Source organism: Aeromonas sp. QDB03 (genome assembly GCF_027707985.1).
GTDB classification, from domain to species: Bacteria; Pseudomonadota; Gammaproteobacteria; order Enterobacterales; family Aeromonadaceae; genus Aeromonas; species Aeromonas hydrophila.
This window is the reverse complement of record NZ_JAPCJG010000002.1, coordinates 898,950-914,839: the sequence shown is the minus strand read 5'-3', so window position 1 is coordinate 914,839 and position 15,890 is coordinate 898,950. Positions and strand designations below refer to the sequence as shown.

Sequence of the window (15,890 nt, the reverse complement as noted above, 5' to 3'; positions counted from 1 at the left end):
AGAATAGCTTTCCATCTCACTCCCACTTTCAACTGAACCACGAATTCTCTAGCGGAACGGTTTCGCGCCTAAGGTGTTGCCGTTTGAGAGTGCTGGTGGAACAATATCCTCAATTTCAATATCTTGGTAACCAAAGGACAAGGAGTACAGATTGTGTACTCCTTGCTCTATGTAGGAAAATTATCATGGCGGACCTCAGTCGAGAGTCAAAAATCACTGCTGATGTGCTCGAAGAAGGAAAAATTTTCGATTACATCACCGGCGCTCAAGTAAAGAACACTGACAAAGAAAAGGTTAGGCAGCGGGTCGCACGAGCCATCATCCATGAATATGGTATCGCAGCTGAGGACATGGAGCCTGACTTCAAGGTCAAGGTGCTGGGTAAAAACCGTAAGCTTGATATCGCCATCTTCAAGCCTGGTCAGCCGCACATAATTGACAACCTCTACCGTGCAGTCACGGTTGATAAAGAGCCAAAGGTAGGAACCAAAGGTGCTTACCGAATGCGTGATCCCGAGGAGGCTCGTAAAGAATTTGAGCTGTTAGAAGCTGTAATGACCGAAGCCGAAAGCTGTCACTATGGCCTCTGGACCAACGGCCTTGAATTCTTCTTCTTCCAGAAAGAGGTCTCCCGATTCGACACTTGGCTTAATCCGATCGGTGACTGGCCCATGGGAGATGACACCTTCAGCGTTGAAGGCCGCTCCATGGGCCGCTTGCGCCGCGCTGACCCGGAAATGTTGCGCATCGCTTTTCGGCGGTGCCACAACTACATACACGGCAATGAAGGTATGCCGAAAGACGCCGCCTTCTGGCAGTTCCTCTTCCTCATTTTCTGCAAAATGTATGACGAGCAACAGCCGAATGAAGCTCGTGGCTTCTATGTCGGCCCCTTCGAACCCTTTGAACCTGTAGGCCAGAAGGCTATTCGTCAACGCATCAAGCCACTCTTTGAAAAGGTCAAGAAAGAGTACAGCGCTCTCTTTAAGGGTAATGAAGAAATCACCCTGTCAGACAGGGCGCTAGCTTTCATCGTTTCTGAATTGGCTCGCTATGACTTCGGTCGTACTGATGTGGATGCCAAGGGTGCAGCCTACCAAGAAATCGTAGGTACTAACCTGCGTGGTGATCGCGGCCAGTATTTCACTCCACGTGGCGCTATTAGCCTGGTTGTCAAGATGCTGGCCCCTAAGGAACACGAGCGTGTGCTGGATTCATCCTGCGGCACGGGCGGTTTCTTGGTAGAAACCCTGAACTACCTGAATAAGGTCTTCCACGAAGAGAAGCGCATCAAAACTGGTGACGAAAACACCGAGGAGTTTGTATCCATACGAGAGCGTCTGGCCAATTTTGCAGCTAATAACTTGTTTGGTGCGGATTTTGACCCCTTCCTAGTTCGCGCTGCACAGATGAACGTGATGATGGCGGGTAATTCATTGGGCCACCTCTATCACATGAACTCGCTAGAGTTTCCGCGTGGAGACTTGCCGGGAGTTACTCCGGCTAAGGTCAACATGCCGCTAGGGTCAATCGATGTTCTGATGACCAACCCCCCGTTTGGCTCTGACATTCCGATCACTGAAAAGACTATTTTGGAGCAGTACGAGCTGGCTCGACGCTGGGAACGCCAAGGCGATGGCTTCGTAATGACCAACGCCATAAAGCCTGCTGTATCACCTGAGGTGCTTTTCATCGAGCGCTGCGTTAAGTGGCTAAAGCCGGGCGGCCGGGCGGGCATAGTCTTACCCGATGGCATCTTGGGTAACCCTGGTGACGAATACATTCGCTATTGGATTCTTCGTCACTGCTGGGTGCTGGCCAGCATCGACCTGCCGGTGGAGTCTTTCATCGTCGAGGCTAATGTCAATATTTTGACCAGCTTGCTCTTCCTGAAGCGCAAGCCTGAAGAAGTGATCAAGGCAGAAGATCTGGGCCAGAAGAAGGATTACCCCGTCTTTATGGCAGTCGCCGAGAAGGTGGGCTTCGACCGCCGTGGCAACACGCTATACAAGCGCCATCCTGACGGCGAAGAAATCCTGGTGGATGTCAGCCATGAGGAGAAGGTCCGCATCGGCGGCGGTTTGCAAGTGCGCACGCTGCACCGCAAGGAGCGTATCCTCGACGACGATTTGCCCGAAATCGCCAAGGCGTATGCCGAGTTCCGCGCCCAACATCCGGAGCCCAGCAAATGATCACTCGACTGGGATCTGGTGAATGGGTGGAGCGAACGGCTCGGCAACCTTGTTCTTTAGCGATCAACCAGAAGCTGGCTGAGCACATCTCTATCAAGGGGTGCACTGACGCTGCTTTTGCGGAGATGCACGCAGCGCTTATGGCTTGGTTCCCGTTGGAGGTCGAAGCATGAAGTTCGCGAGTTTCAAGAACGCGCGCATTGTTCGATCAGGGTGGCTTGAAGAAGGTGGGCGACGACTGGATTGCAACCCTTACATGTCTGGCGCTCAAGAAGCCAGGGATGCGCTACGCCGCTTGAACGTTCGTAAAGACGCGCTGCTGACTGTGACCTCAGGGTATTCGGGCGGCATCTACAACGGACCAGTATTCTCGCGCATTTGGGTAGATCGCCCGGAGTACGGCGTTCCGTTCCTTGGCAGCAGCGATATTTCGAATGCGGACCTGGCTACGCTGCCTCTCTTAAAGAAGACTTATGCTCAATCGAAGAAGCTCTCGCATCTTGAGTTGACGGAGGGAACGACACTGATCACGTGTTCCGGGACGATCGGCCGTATGGCCTACGTCCGCCCTGATATGGCGGGAATTTGGTCATCACAACACGTAATGAAGGTGGTGCCTGACCCTGACAAGATTCCTGCTGGGTACCTCTACGCATTTCTTTCGAGTCGCTATGGAGTACCTCTGATTGTTTCAGGAACTTACGGCGCGATCATTCAGCACATTGAACCCGAGCACATTGCTGGTTTGCCTGTCCCCCGGTTTGATCCTTCGACTGAAGTAGCAATCGCTGCGAAAGCTGATGCTGCTGCACGTGCTCGCGCTCAAGCAGTCGAATTGCTGCGAGAAGCTACGAGTCGCTTACAAGAGATATTTGAATTAAAGCCGCCAACGCCGATTCCTGAGTTGCCCAAACCAGATTTCGCAACTGTATCCAGTGAAGCTTTTCGGGATCGGGGGGACGCGTACTACTACAGCGCCAGAAACGCGGAGTCCCGCAAAGCGTTTGACTCAGTTGGTGCAAACCGCACGCTGGGAGATGTGGCTGAGGTATTCATACCAGGAATCTTCAAGCGACTCTACGCCTCTGATCCTCAGTATGGGAGCCCTTACATCACGGGTGGGGATGTTTTCGAACTTGCTCCAACCTCTGAAAAGTACCTGATGAAGCGCGTGGCTGCCGCGTATCGACTGCTGCTCAAAAAGGGAATGATCGTTGTGCAGGAGGCCGGTCAACTGGGGGGGCTCATTGGGCGCTCGGTGATGGTCGGTAGCTATCTCGATGGATTTTCCTGCAGCAACAACATGATTCGGATTGTCCCAGAAGACGACATCGACGGTGGCTATCTATTCACGCTGCTATCCAGCGAACATGGAGTTCGGTTGCTGTCGCGAGAGGCTGCCGGGTCAAGCATTCCTCACACTGATGAGCAACGCGTCAAGCGAATTCAGGTACCCTGGCCATCACGGGAAGATCGGGAATATATTGGTGCGCCAGCCATTAGGGCTCGTGAGTTGAGGGATCAAGCTTGTGTCTGGGAGCGTGAAGCCCGAGACATACTGGAAGCAAGAATTCAGGGAGATAAGTGAGATGGCTAAAGTGATCCCAGTAGGTCAGCCGGTCAATGATGCAGAGCGTAGCGCCATTGCTTACTTGCGGGATCGCTTGCCAGATAGTTTCGTCCTGCTCCACAACTTCGAGATCGAGCGGCAGGGTGAGCGCTTCGAGATCGACATCGCGTTGCTGACCTCGCACGCTCTGTACCTGATCGACGTGAAGGGGACGCGTGGCACCATCGATGTGTACGGCAACAAGTGGTACCCCGAGGGGCGTGCGCCGTATCCGTCGCCGCTGGGCAAGCTGCGCGGCCATGCGCGCACGGTGAAGGGCTTGGTGACTCAGGCCAATCCCGGTCGGAATGAACTGGACGGGATCTATGTCGATGCCGCCATCCTGCTCACCGCACCGGATGCACACCTGAGCGACCGCGAGCAGCTTGACGCAGATCGGGTGGTGAAGCTGAAGGACGCTGAGCGCTACTTCAAAGACGCCACGCGTATCCCTTCACGCTTCTCGAAGAATATCATCCAGCAACAGGGGTTGATTCTGCATGCCTTGAAGGTGGTGAAGCCAGCATCTAGCATGCAGAGTTTTGGGCACTGGCAGGTGAAAGAAAAGCTCGGGGCTGCGGAGGCTTACACTGAGTTCCGTGCTGAGAATGCGTTCGCGGGTGGTACGGCTCGGCTGAGGGTGTACCAGGCTGATCCCTACCAGCCCGAAGACGTGCGCAAGGCGCAGGTCAACCGCATAGCCAATGCCTACCGGGCGCTGTCCAAGCTGCCTTTGCATCCCAACATCGTGGCCGCGCGGGATTTCTTCCCGACCGATGACGACAGATCGTTCATACTGATCCTGGACGATGCTCCGGGTCAGGCGTTGACGGTGCACATGGCTCGGCCCCAGTTAGCGCTCACGCTGGACCAAAAGTGGCGTGTTGCCAAAGACCTGTTGGAAGCCTTAGTTCATGCCCATCATCACGGGGTTGTGCATCGCAACCTAACACCGGGTGCGATCTTGATTGGCCAAGATGGCACGACACGCATCACCGATTTTGATTTCGCCAAGCCCGGCGTGGACCGCAGCCGGACGATTGCGACGGACATTGTTGATTTAGTGGAGAAGGCCTATGTAGCGCCCGAGGCGTTCCGGGAGCCGGGTGCCGCATCGACCTCATCGGATATCTTCTCCGCAGGGGTTATCCTTTACGAACTATTCACCGGAGAGCGACCATTTGCCGGTGAGCCCACCACAGTGTGGGATCGGGCCGGGGAGTTCCTCCACAAGCCCTCAGCACTGCGGCCGGAATTGAACGAGGCCTTTGACGCTTGGCTGCAGAGCCTGTGCGCTTTTGATGAGCACCAGCGGCTGACCGCATCGGCAGCGCTGGCTGCTTTGAATGGTTTGCTGCAACCCGTGGCGCAAGCAGCCAGCCAAGCTGCAGAGGCACCGAAGCCCGAGGTCTTTGAAGTCGATGATGCCCAAACCGACTACCTGAACTTGACGGCAGGCCATCGCCTAACCCACAAGTTCATCGTGGAGAAGAAGCTCGGGCGCGGTAGCTTCGGAGTAGTCTACAAGGTGATCGACACCTTGGGTGATGTGGCGCGTACGGTGAAGCTTATCGTCAGTGACCGGCACTCTACCTTGGAGCGCCTGAAGAAGGAATACCGCCATCTGGTGCATATCCCCGAGCACCCTCATGTGGTGCGTGTACTGGATGCGGATGTTATTCCAGGGCGCGACATCCCCTTTCTGGTGTTTGAGTTCGTGGAAGGTGCCGATGTCGGCGACATGATCCACGACCGCCTGTTGTCCCCCGAGGATGCGTTGGAGTTGGGCAAGCAGGTGATTGAGGGCCTGGTGCACCTGCATGCGCAGGGCTTCCATCACTGTGATATTAAGCCGCGCAACATCTTGTGGACGCAAAAGGGCGCCAAGATCATCGACTTCAATGTGTCGGTACGAGCTGACGACAAGGAGTCACGTGGAGGGGGCTCGCGGCGCTATCTACCGCCGGACTTTGACCCGGAGGTCATTCCGCACAACAGTGAGCGCGCGGACCGGGACTTGTATGCGCTGGGCCTGACCTTGTATGAGGCATTGACGGCCCGCTACCCGTGGGATACGACAGAGCCCCCCATCAATAAGCCTGCGCCCGACCCGCGCGAACTGTCGGGCTTTGCCGACCTAGCGCCGGAGCTGGTTAACGTGCTACTTAAGGCCATCGCGCCTCGCAGGTCAGAGCGTTTCCACGCAGCTGTTGAATTTCGCGATGCGTTGGCAGATTTGCGCCATGCTCGTCGAGTGCAGACTGTTAGCCTAGCAACCGTGGTGACGGGTGTGAGCAACGGGCAGCCTGCCTTGGCTAAATCGGCACCTAACTCCAACGCATTCGTTTCACACCTGCTGACTCTTTACAGCCAAAGCCGCCGCAGCAATGCCGGAACGCGGGGCATGGACGCACTTGGTTTCTCTGCCTATGTGGACACCGCGCTGGACCGGGCCTTATTGCCTGCTGTACTGCAGGGTGAGTTCCGGCTTGTGCTGATTTCAGGCAACGCAGGCGATGGCAAGACTGCCTTCTTGCAACGGCTGGAGAAAGAGGTCGAAGCCCGAGGCGGGGTTGTCAATCGTGGTTTGGCAAACGGCAGCGAACTGAGCCTGGAGGGAAATCACTACCTGATCAACTACGACGGCAGCCAAGACGAGGGCAACAAAGACAACAACCAGGTGCTGCTGGACTTCCTAGCCCCGTTCAAGGGCAACGACACAGGGTCCTGGAGGCCACAAGAGACGCGACTGATAGCGATCAACGAAGGCCGCTTGGTGGACTTCTTGGCCGCACATGAGCGGGACTTCTTGGCACTCACGGCCCTTGTTAGACGTGCATTTTCTACCGGAGAAGCTGAATTAGGCGTTGCGGTAGTGAACCTGAACCTGCGTAGTGTTGTGGCCGATGCGGAAGGCGGATCGATTCTGGAGCGCACGCTGCGAAGCATCGTTCGTCCCGAGAACTGGTCCGCATGCGAGCAGTGTGACTTGAAGGACAGCTGCTACGCCTTGCATAACGCGCGCAGCTTCCAGGATGAGATCGCCGGGCCGCGCTTGTTAGAACGCCTCAAGACGCTTTACACGATGGCACACTTGCGCGGGCGTTTGCACATCACCATGCGCGACCTGCGTTCAGCTCTGTCGTTTATGCTGATTGGCAACCGCGACTGTGGTGAAATTCATGCTCTTTACACCTCGGGCAAGCACGATGACTTGGTGCGCAGCTTCTACTTCAACAGTTGGATGGGAGGCGGGCAAGCCACATCAGACCGGCTCTTGACGCTGCTGAGCGATCTGGATATAGGCCAGCAGGAAGATCCCCGCTTCGACCGAGGGCTGGACTTTGTTCAACCTGATGACCGTGCTCTGTTCCGCTTCGAGCGCCGAGGACAGTTTGACTTCGAGGTGTTGAGGCGCCTGTTTAGTGATCTGCCGCGTGGCGTTTCTGACTTGTCAGTCCGCCAACGGGCACGTAAACATCGCGAGTATGTGACTATGGCACGCCGCAAGCATTTCTTTGAGCGGCGTGACGCCAGCTGGGAAAAAATGCTGCCCTATCGCTCCGCCAAGCGCATGGTGGAGATTGTTCGAGGTGAAATGCCCATCGATGAGCTCACGAGTGAAATCCTGCATGCCATCAACAGAGGGGAAGGGCTGCTGCACCCAGAGCGACTTGGAGCCAGCCTAGCCTTGCAGTTGCGGCAGGTCGAACACGGTACGATACGCAGCTACCGGCTCTTCCCTGTGGAGGGTTTTGGGCTTCAGGTACAAGACTTTGCAGCTAAGGCTCGCTTCGTTGAACACCTGCCGACCGGTCTACTGCTGAAGTACCAAGGCCAGGGCTCAGGTGCCATCAGCAGCGAACTGATCATCAACCTCGATGTGTTCGAAATGCTAGTGCGCCTGAATCAAGGCTATCGGCCTAGCGTTGAAGAGATGCAGGGTTTTTATCTCTGTCTCGGTGTGTTCAAGAACAGCCTCAACGCACAGCCGTACCGCGAAATTTTGCTGACCACCACGGGGCACGACTTCTACCGCTTGGCCCGCCATGACGATGGGCGGGTGGAGATGCGATTGCTGCACGGACCGGTGGCTGGTGCGCGCCAAGAAGAAGTCGCAGAGAGCGGCTCTAGGGGGAACTGATGGCATTGCAGAAAAAGGACAGGGAGTTCCGGCTCCCGAAAATCAGCTATCTCGACTTCAAGATGATTGAAATGGATCGGGTGCTCACGGGTCTGTTCGAGCGCTTGGAGCATGGCGGCTACCCGAGCGTTTTCCGCGACAAACGAGAACTGACCGTGGACAAGTTCGTCGATGACATCCTCGATGCCCGCGACAAGTTCTTGGGCTTCACGCAGCATCGAGACATAGTAGAGCGTTGGGTGGAAACGCATCTGATGGACATCGTGAACCGCGGCAAGAAGAACGCTGCTGTGGCGGGGCCACGCCCTCTGCACGGCTACACCTATCGCTTTCGTAATCCGAAGCACTCGCGTGACTACGGGGCTGCACAGCATCTCTATCAGATGCTGCATCACGCACGCCACCTCGCAGGCCACAAGGCCATCGAGCATCTCAAGGGCTTTTTCTTCGACGGGTTCGACAAGCTCACGCGAGAGCTGAACGACAAAGCGCTGACAGACATAGAGACGGCGACGCTGCTGCATTTCTTGTCGCAGAGGAAAGACACGGCAGACACGCGCGCTGGCGGAGATCGGTTCGCACCAGTGTGCATAGGCTCAGCCGATCTGATGGCCGAAGACATTCAGCGACTGTTGTTCTACAAGCCTTTCATGCCGCGCTCGGTGATGGTGGAGTACCTGAAGGTGCTCTTGTCGTTCCACTTGGCGCTGTACCACCTTCGTCTGCTGAAGCTACTGCCTGCCTGGCAGAAGCTTGAGGGAGCCAACTCGCTGTGCGCCGAATCTGCTTGCCCCATGAAGCCCCGTGAGCAACGCGAGCCTCAGGGGGACTGCCCCTACAAGCTGGGACTGTTTGTTGATTTGTCAGGTAGCGCAGAGTCCGCAAGCGCAGCACTGGCTGAGCGCAGCGCAGATGGTTACTACCGGCGCATTCCAGGATTTGTGCGAGCGTACTTCGTCGCCAAGAAGTTGGACGAATTTTCTGAACACCTCGTTCGGCGAGGCAAGCTGATTCGGCCCTTGAATTCCGTGTTCTCGGTGAGAGAGTTGTATAGCCTTCAAGGAGAACCGTTTGAGGAAGAACGGGACAAGTTCTTCGGTGAGCGCCTGGCTGGGTTGCTGGAATCTTTGTCCGAAGGTGATGCAGGCCTGGATACAGAGGTCGAGGCAATAACAAAGATGGGATTATCGGACTTTGAGACCTACATCGAGATTCTGGTGGCTCTGCGTGGTGCCTTCCACCGGAAGTACATCATCGAGTCGTTGGACGCGACGATGCTGAAGAACAAGTCGGGGGCGCTGCTTGCTCAGACCCGCGCGCGAAATGCGCCTCGGCGATTTACTTTGGAGAGCCGCCTGCTGGAGGTGTTGCTGCAGATCGCAGTGTTGAGGCCAGGTGGAGATCTGGGTTACTTCACCGGCGAGATGCGGATCGATGACCTGCTGTCATTCTTGCGCGAACGCTATGGGCTGTACATCGATCAGCTGCCGCTAGGTGAGGGCTCACCGACTATTGACGAACGGAAAGCCCTGCGCAGCAATGTGCAGGCATTTACCGGACGCCTGCGCGAGATTGGCTTCTATCGAGATTTGTCTGATGCTTACGTGACCCAGACAGTGGTGCCGCGCTACACGATTGCAGAACGAAATGAAGGAGCGTGCTCATGAGCCAGGGATTACGTGAACTCACGAGTCAAGAATTGAACGCTGCACTGGAATCTGTTCTGCTTCCAAAGCTATCTCATCTGCTTGCTGCCCGCGAGCTTGGGCATTGCATGCGGGTCACCGACTTGGATCGGGAGCTGATGATCCGTTTGGCTGGTGGTTTGCGGGCTGCAGTGCCGTCAGCGAACGTCGTAGTGTTGGCGGATGAGAGCTTGCGAGTGATGGCGCCGGACATGGCCGTCAGCAGCACCAAACTGGTTGAGTTGCGGAACCCGCTTCCAAACGATGAGCTTAGACCTCCGTTGCTGGTGTTCGTGCCGAATGACCTACGCGCCTCAGCGGAAGATTCATTTGGGGTTGCCACGTTCGAAGAGATTCCCATTGATGGCGCTTATGCAGAGCTGAGCGGACAGTTGCTTGCCCAAGTTCCTGCCAACTTGCGCGTGGCCGTAGAGGCCTGCTTGAGCGAGTTACGGCGGCGTGAATCCCGGTGGCGGTATGCAGATGACGCTGCCGTAGCGCGGTACCTGCTCACTTGCCAGGTCAATGAGTTTGATCCGGACGCCATGGGGGCTGCGCTGTTTGAGCTTGCTCTGGTGCCAGACTTTGAATTGTTCCTGCATGCAGAGAGCGCGCCAATACGGGTGGCTCGCAACCGGGAGTGCGTTGAGCGCGTGACATGGTCGACCAAGACGGAGCGCGTTCGACCACTTGAGCTGGGCTTGCTGGATCCCGTGTTCTGCAAGCAACTGGGTGAATTCTTTTTCCGTATCGGCGTATCCAATCCCAAGGAGTGGACGCAAGCCATCGTTCGCGACCGTGTGAATTGGCGACTTGCGTTCAATAAATGGTTGTTCGAGGACGGAGGTGTTAATCCGGACGCGATCTACATAGGCGATGTCGCGCTGCCTGACCTGCCTGTGGTGAAGGATGATAATGAAGATCCCCGCTTGACCGAGTTGATCGGGCATAAGGTGCTGCCCATCTCAAAGACCGGGCTCAAAAAGTTCAGTGTCTCTTTCCGTGTTGACCCTGTGCCTTCCAAGGTCGAAGGGTTGTCAAGGTTTGTAGCGGAGGTTGTGTCGCGAGACAACGGGCCGACAGGTTTGCGTAGGCGTAAAGCAGCTTGGACCAAAGGAACCGACTCCGGCACGATTGCTTTTTCTTCGATTGGTAAGATCGACTGGGAAGAAGGCTGGCACTACGTGCGTGTGTATGCAGAGACCGAAGACGGTGAACGCATTCCTCTCGCGGACGGAGAAGGCAATCCTATTCAATTCAATGGTGATTTATCTGAGGTGTATGCCAGCTCTAACGAGAGTGATCTCTTCTACGTGGTCACTGATGATGAGGTCGAGGTTGAACCACCACAGCGTGCAGTTCCGCGTGAGGCGAGCTTGATGCATGCATTGCTGCGTGCACGCTTTGCGGCCGTAGCCCAGGATCGCGATCCTGATACCGTTACTGTTACCGGTTGCGGCTGGGTAGAACGCAGTAGCAAGGCCACGGCCAGCGGAGAGACCTTGGAGATTCGCCTGGGTAAGGAGGGTAAGGCGAACGTCTTGGTGTCCAGCCGATTGGCTGACTTGGAGCGAGCGTTTTTAGAAGACCCCGAAGGTCTCAACCGTTTAAGGTTTTCGATCAGTGCTTCGGGTGTTGCAACACGATCCACTACGTCGTTTCAGTGGCCAGTCTCAGACGAGGTTACTCGGTTTCGAGAGGCGCGGGAGACATTGTTCGCCGCTGTACTGAAGGGGGACCAACGGCTGATCATGCAGGCCAGCGATCTTCTGTCCCTTCAGGAGCCGGCACAGAACTATGCCTCCGCCTATCTGGCTTGGATCGACGCAGTGCTTGCTCGTACCAGCTCCACAGAGACGGCCGTTGCGCGGCAAGCTATGGATGAGCTTCGCTATGCGCTTACCATCGATTCGGTGGCCCTCGTGTTGGAAGACTATCAAGGCAGGCGCCGAGATGCTGTTCTGCTGGGGCCAACACATCCGTTGCGTGCCAATTGGCACGTCACGTGGAGCCATCTCGGGCAGGCTTGGATGGAGCAGAGCCGGTCTAGCAACAAGGAGTTCGTAGTCCCCACACGCGACGCGGTGATCAAGCAGTTGGCGCCAGCTGCTTTTCCTCCAGTCGTTCCTTTCGGTGAGGAGCTGGGACGGACAGCGTTGGCTGTAGACAACATCAACCCGTTCTGGTCTTTGTACGCAGCGACCGATGAGAAAGATCCTCGTGGACTGATTGGGGAGGTGTGCGCTGCTCTTGGCCTACCAGAGCCAGCCATCGGTGGTGCGAGCATTGATAGTGCTTATCTTGCCGCGCGCGTGCAGCGTTATCTGGTCCAGCACCCATATGTTGAGACGCTGACGATCAACGCTTTCAATGCGGGGCGCGCCGGTGCGTTGGCCGAGGTGTTGCTGGCACTGCAGCGACATCCTGAGTTCGCCGATCTGCGTTATGACATCCGGCTCTTCGTGCTTGATCCGGGAGCGCCCTCGACCGGGGAAGCTTTGCTGGAACTCTTGTCGCCGGACTCGGGAACCAGCGCAAAGGAGGCTGATGCTTTTTCGACGCCGACCAGCAGCCATCTGCACCCCAAGCTGCGACTGGCCATTCGTGCGATCAAGGAGTTCCGTGAGGACCCGGATTTGCATGCTGCGCACCTCTCCTTCTTGTTCGATCTGTTCCCGGCAGAGGAAATTCGAGCAGTTGATGTTCAAGGCAGTGATGATTCGTCGTTTGTCCATGGACTGGTTCAGCCCTTCGAAGTGGATTATCTGGAGGACGAGCAGTCCATCACTTGGCTACGTCGTCCGCTTCATGGTGTCGCACAGCCGCTAGAGGGGGCAGAGGCGTTATCCGACCTCATGGGGGGCGTGTCCCGTGCGGTTTCGGTCGCTGTGGCGACGCTTGCTCGCAGTCAATACCTACCACATGCACGTCCAGTGGTTGCGTTGAGCTTGTCCGCAGATGAGCGCGCCATGCTTCATCAAGTGCATGAGGTCAGTGACTGGGTGCTCACGATTGATCGGAACTTGGGAATCGAGTTCTTTGACCATCGCAGACATGCCACTCGGCCAGACTACTTGATCGACCACTCGCCTGACATGGCGAACGCGATGAGCCATCGTTTGGCTATTACATCGAGATCTGTTGCAGAGCTTGAGTCTTTGCTGATCCCGATCTTGAGCGAATACGGATTGCCCAACACGGGTCGACATGCCTTGGTAATGCTGGATCAGCTTCGCTCGTTGTCTGGACGGCTGGCTTTGAAGCTACTGTCCTCATCTTCCCAGCGGGCTGAGGCTATGGGTTTGGCGCTTTCGCGCTTGTTCCTCGAACACCAGGGCGTTTTCCAGAACCAAGTCGTCGTGCCGTTAGACGCACACTTGGAGCTGTACAAGGCGTTGAAACAAAGCGCTGAGGAAATGGGCGATGAAGTCAGCTTCCGGCGGACTGACCTTGCCCTGTTCGATCTCGATCCAGCAAGCCGTGTAGTGACGTGCCGGCTGGTCGAAGTGAAGTGCTACAGCCAGGTGGGCGATGTGGCTGCATACGCGCAGTTGAAGGCGTCAATCGCGGATCAGATAGCTCAGTCCGAGCACGTATTGGCCTATCACTTCGACCCCAAGATGGCTGATGTAGATCGGCCTGACCGCCCTATAAAGAATCGAGATCTTGCTGCGCTGCTAGGCTTTTACCTAGATCGCTCTGAGCGCTACGGCGTGGTCTTGCCAGAAGCAGCTGAAGAAGCCCACTACTTCCTGCGACGTCTCGATGAATACCCTTACACCCTGCAATTCACGCGAAGTGCAGTGGTGTTTGACTTCAGCAAGCCAGGTACTGAGCCCGCCGAGCATGAAAACGGCATCGAGTTCTATCGGATCGGTAGTGATTTGATCCGACAGTTGGTTGAGTCGGCCGTTACTGACACCGAAACAGTGGCCAGTATCCAGTACTCACGCTCTACCGACACAGTGAGAGAGGTCACGCTGGAACTGCTTCGTCGCAGGGAGTTGGCACCGGCTGTCCCCACATTTGAAACGGCAGCCTTCCTTAGCCCACCACGGGATCGAACGCTCGCTTGGGACGACCGCCCGAGGGAAAGATTAACGCAACATGAGGTGGCTTCCAGCGTGCCCGTGCGGGAGCTGGAACCAACCACCTTGGCTCAAACGAATTCGAGGTCAATTGACGCCGGACAGGCTGCAAGCCCTGACACATTACTACCGTCTACAGACGCGTCGGGTTCAGATACGACCACGGAACAAGTGCCCTCACCAGTTCTTGTTACGGAGGAGGTGGCTCCCCAGAATGCGTTCGCTACACGGTCGCAGTCTCAAGACAGCGAGGCTACCGATAGCCGAGTGGCCTACGACATCATGCTTGGTACCACAGGAGCAACACCTCAGTACGGCCTGATTGGCGAAGTGTCTGGACGCAAGGTGGCACTTGACCTCAATCAGACCCACACCATCAGCCTGTTCGGCGTTCAGGGGGGTGGGAAGAGCTACACCTTGGGCTGCGTGGCAGAGATGGCTTCGCTGCAGATCCCTGGTATCAACTGCCTGCCCGAGCCGCTGTCTACGGTGATTTTCCACTACAGCCCGACGATGGACTACAAGCCTGAGTTTACGTCGATGGTGGGGGCGAATTCTGTGGAAGATCAGGTTCGTGCGCTGAAGGAGAGCTATGGCGCGGAGCCAAAAGCACTCGCAGATGTCTTGCTTCTTGTTCCAACAGACAAGATCGAAGAGCGTCAGGCCGAGTACCCAGACATCGAAGTACGGCCTTTGCAGTTCTCTGCATCAGAGCTGAAGGCTTCGCACTGGAAGTTTTTGATGGGCGCCGTAGGCAATCAAGCCACCTATATCCGCCAGATCATGCGCATCATGAAGGCGATGCGTGATGACATCACCCTTGAGGGCTTACGTACGGGCATCGACGCATCATCAGTTCCCGAACACCTCAAGGAGTTGGCTCGGATGCGTCTCGATTTAGCCGCTGAGTATATCAATGACGGCACATCTCTTACCGAGGTTGTGAGACCTGGTCGACTGGTCATCGTCGATCTACGAGACGAGTTCATTGAGAAGGACGAGGCTCTCGGACTGTTTGTTGTGCTCCTGCAGTTGTTCGCTGATGCCCGGATAGATGGGCGCAGCTTCAACAAACTGGTGGTGTTCGATGAGGCTCACAAATATATCGAAAGTCCCGATCTGGTTGCAGGGCTCATCGAGGTTGTACGAGAAATGCGGCACAAGGGGGTTAGTATCATGGTGGCGAGCCAGGACCCGCCATCAGTGCCTGTTAGTCTTATTGAGCTTTCAAGCCAGATAATCATGCATAAGTTTAACTCTCCTGCTTGGCTGAAACATATTCAAAAAGCCAATGCCGCTCTTGGTAACTTGACTCCAGAACGTATGTCTCTCCTTAAAGCAGGGGAAGCCTATGTGTGGTCAAGTAAGGCCTCGGATGATTCATTCTCACGAGGTGCAATTAAGATAAAGTGTCGGGCCCGAGTTACACAACATGGTGGTGCAACAAGAGTCGCAGTTGAGGAGCTAACAACATTAAGCTAAAGGCATGGTTGAAATATATCTGGTGATACTGCACCAGCTTGTTGCGTTCAACGCCAAAAAAATAAAACCACAATTAAGGCCCACCAGAGTTGGTGGGCCTTAATTGTATGACAACCTAAAGGTGAGGACTCACTGTAAATGCCCTCGTTCTGCCAGCGACACCACTCCCTCAGTACCGACGACCAGATGATCCAAAATCCGGATATCCACCAGTGCCAGGGCATCCTGTAGGCGCAGGGTGATCTCGATATCTGCCCGGCTGGGTTCCGGGTATCCCGATGGGTGGTTATGCGCCAGCATCAGGGCGGCAGCATTGTGGTGCAGTGCCCGCTTGATGACATCGCGGGGGTAGACGGTTGCAGCGGACAGGGTGCCAAGGAACAGCTCCTCGTAGGCCAGGATCCGGTGTTGGTTATCGAGGAACAGTGCCGCAAAAACTTCGCGCTCCCATGTTTGCAGCAGCCCTTGCAGGGCTTGATGGGCCAAGTGTTTATCGGTAATAGCTTCGCCCTTGGCCAGTTTCTGCCGGGCAACAGCTTGGGCGATGGTGAGCAGGTCATCGTCGGTGACAAGGTCAGTCACCCGGTAGGTGCCGGGGGTCTCCCCGGCGATCAGTTTGTGATGCAACATGATTAGGCTCCATACGCCATCGCCCCACCGCATTGGACGCGACAGGGTAGGCGAGGTAGT

Annotated in this window: 6 protein-coding genes; 5 read left to right on the top strand and 1 reads right to left on the bottom strand. The window is 56.0% G+C overall.

Annotation, left to right across the window (positions count from 1 at the left end; genetic code table 11):
• Nucleotides 1–185 precede the first annotated feature (185 nt).
• The 5 genes from mads2 to mads8 all read left to right on the top strand — a co-directional run bounded on the left by mads2 (nt 186) and on the right by mads8 (nt 15,200).
• Nucleotides 186–2,192 (top strand): methylation-associated defense system DNA methyltransferase MAD2, encoded by a 2,007-nt coding sequence (gene mads2, locus PG900_RS08905; RefSeq protein WP_270831295.1) that lies wholly within the window; start codon nt 186–188, stop codon nt 2,190–2,192.
• Nucleotides 2,193–2,361: 169 nt separating this feature from the next.
• On the top strand, nt 2,362–3,780 hold the full coding sequence (gene mads5, locus PG900_RS08900; protein ID WP_270831294.1) for a methylation-associated defense system restriction endonuclease subunit S MAD5: 1,419 nt from the start codon (nt 2,362–2,364) through the stop codon (nt 3,778–3,780).
• Nucleotide 3,781: 1 nt separating this feature from the next.
• Entirely contained in the window at nt 3,782–7,945 is a 4,164-nt protein-coding gene (gene mads6 / locus PG900_RS08895) for a methylation-associated defense system protein kinase MAD6 (protein WP_270831293.1), read from the top strand.
• On the top strand, nt 7,945–9,612 hold the full coding sequence (mads7, locus tag PG900_RS08890; RefSeq protein WP_270831292.1) for a methylation-associated defense system protein MAD7: 1,668 nt from the start codon (nt 7,945–7,947) through the stop codon (nt 9,610–9,612). The genes mads6 and mads7 overlap by 1 nt, the downstream gene beginning before the upstream one ends.
• Nucleotides 9,609–15,200 (top strand): methylation-associated defense system ATP-binding protein MAD8, encoded by a 5,592-nt coding sequence (gene mads8, locus PG900_RS08885; protein ID WP_270831291.1) that lies wholly within the window; start codon nt 9,609–9,611, stop codon nt 15,198–15,200. Before mads7 ends, mads8 begins: the two co-directional genes overlap by 4 nt.
• Nucleotides 15,201–15,329: 129 nt before the next feature.
• Here mads8 and radC read toward each other — a convergent pair whose 3' ends face one another.
• Nucleotides 15,330–15,830 carry a RadC family protein gene (radC, locus tag PG900_RS08880; RefSeq protein ID WP_201996039.1) on the bottom strand — a complete coding sequence of 167 codons (501 nt, stop codon included), beginning with the start codon at nt 15,828–15,830 and terminating at the stop codon, nt 15,330–15,332.
• Between the last annotated feature and the right edge of the window lie 60 nt (nt 15,831–15,890).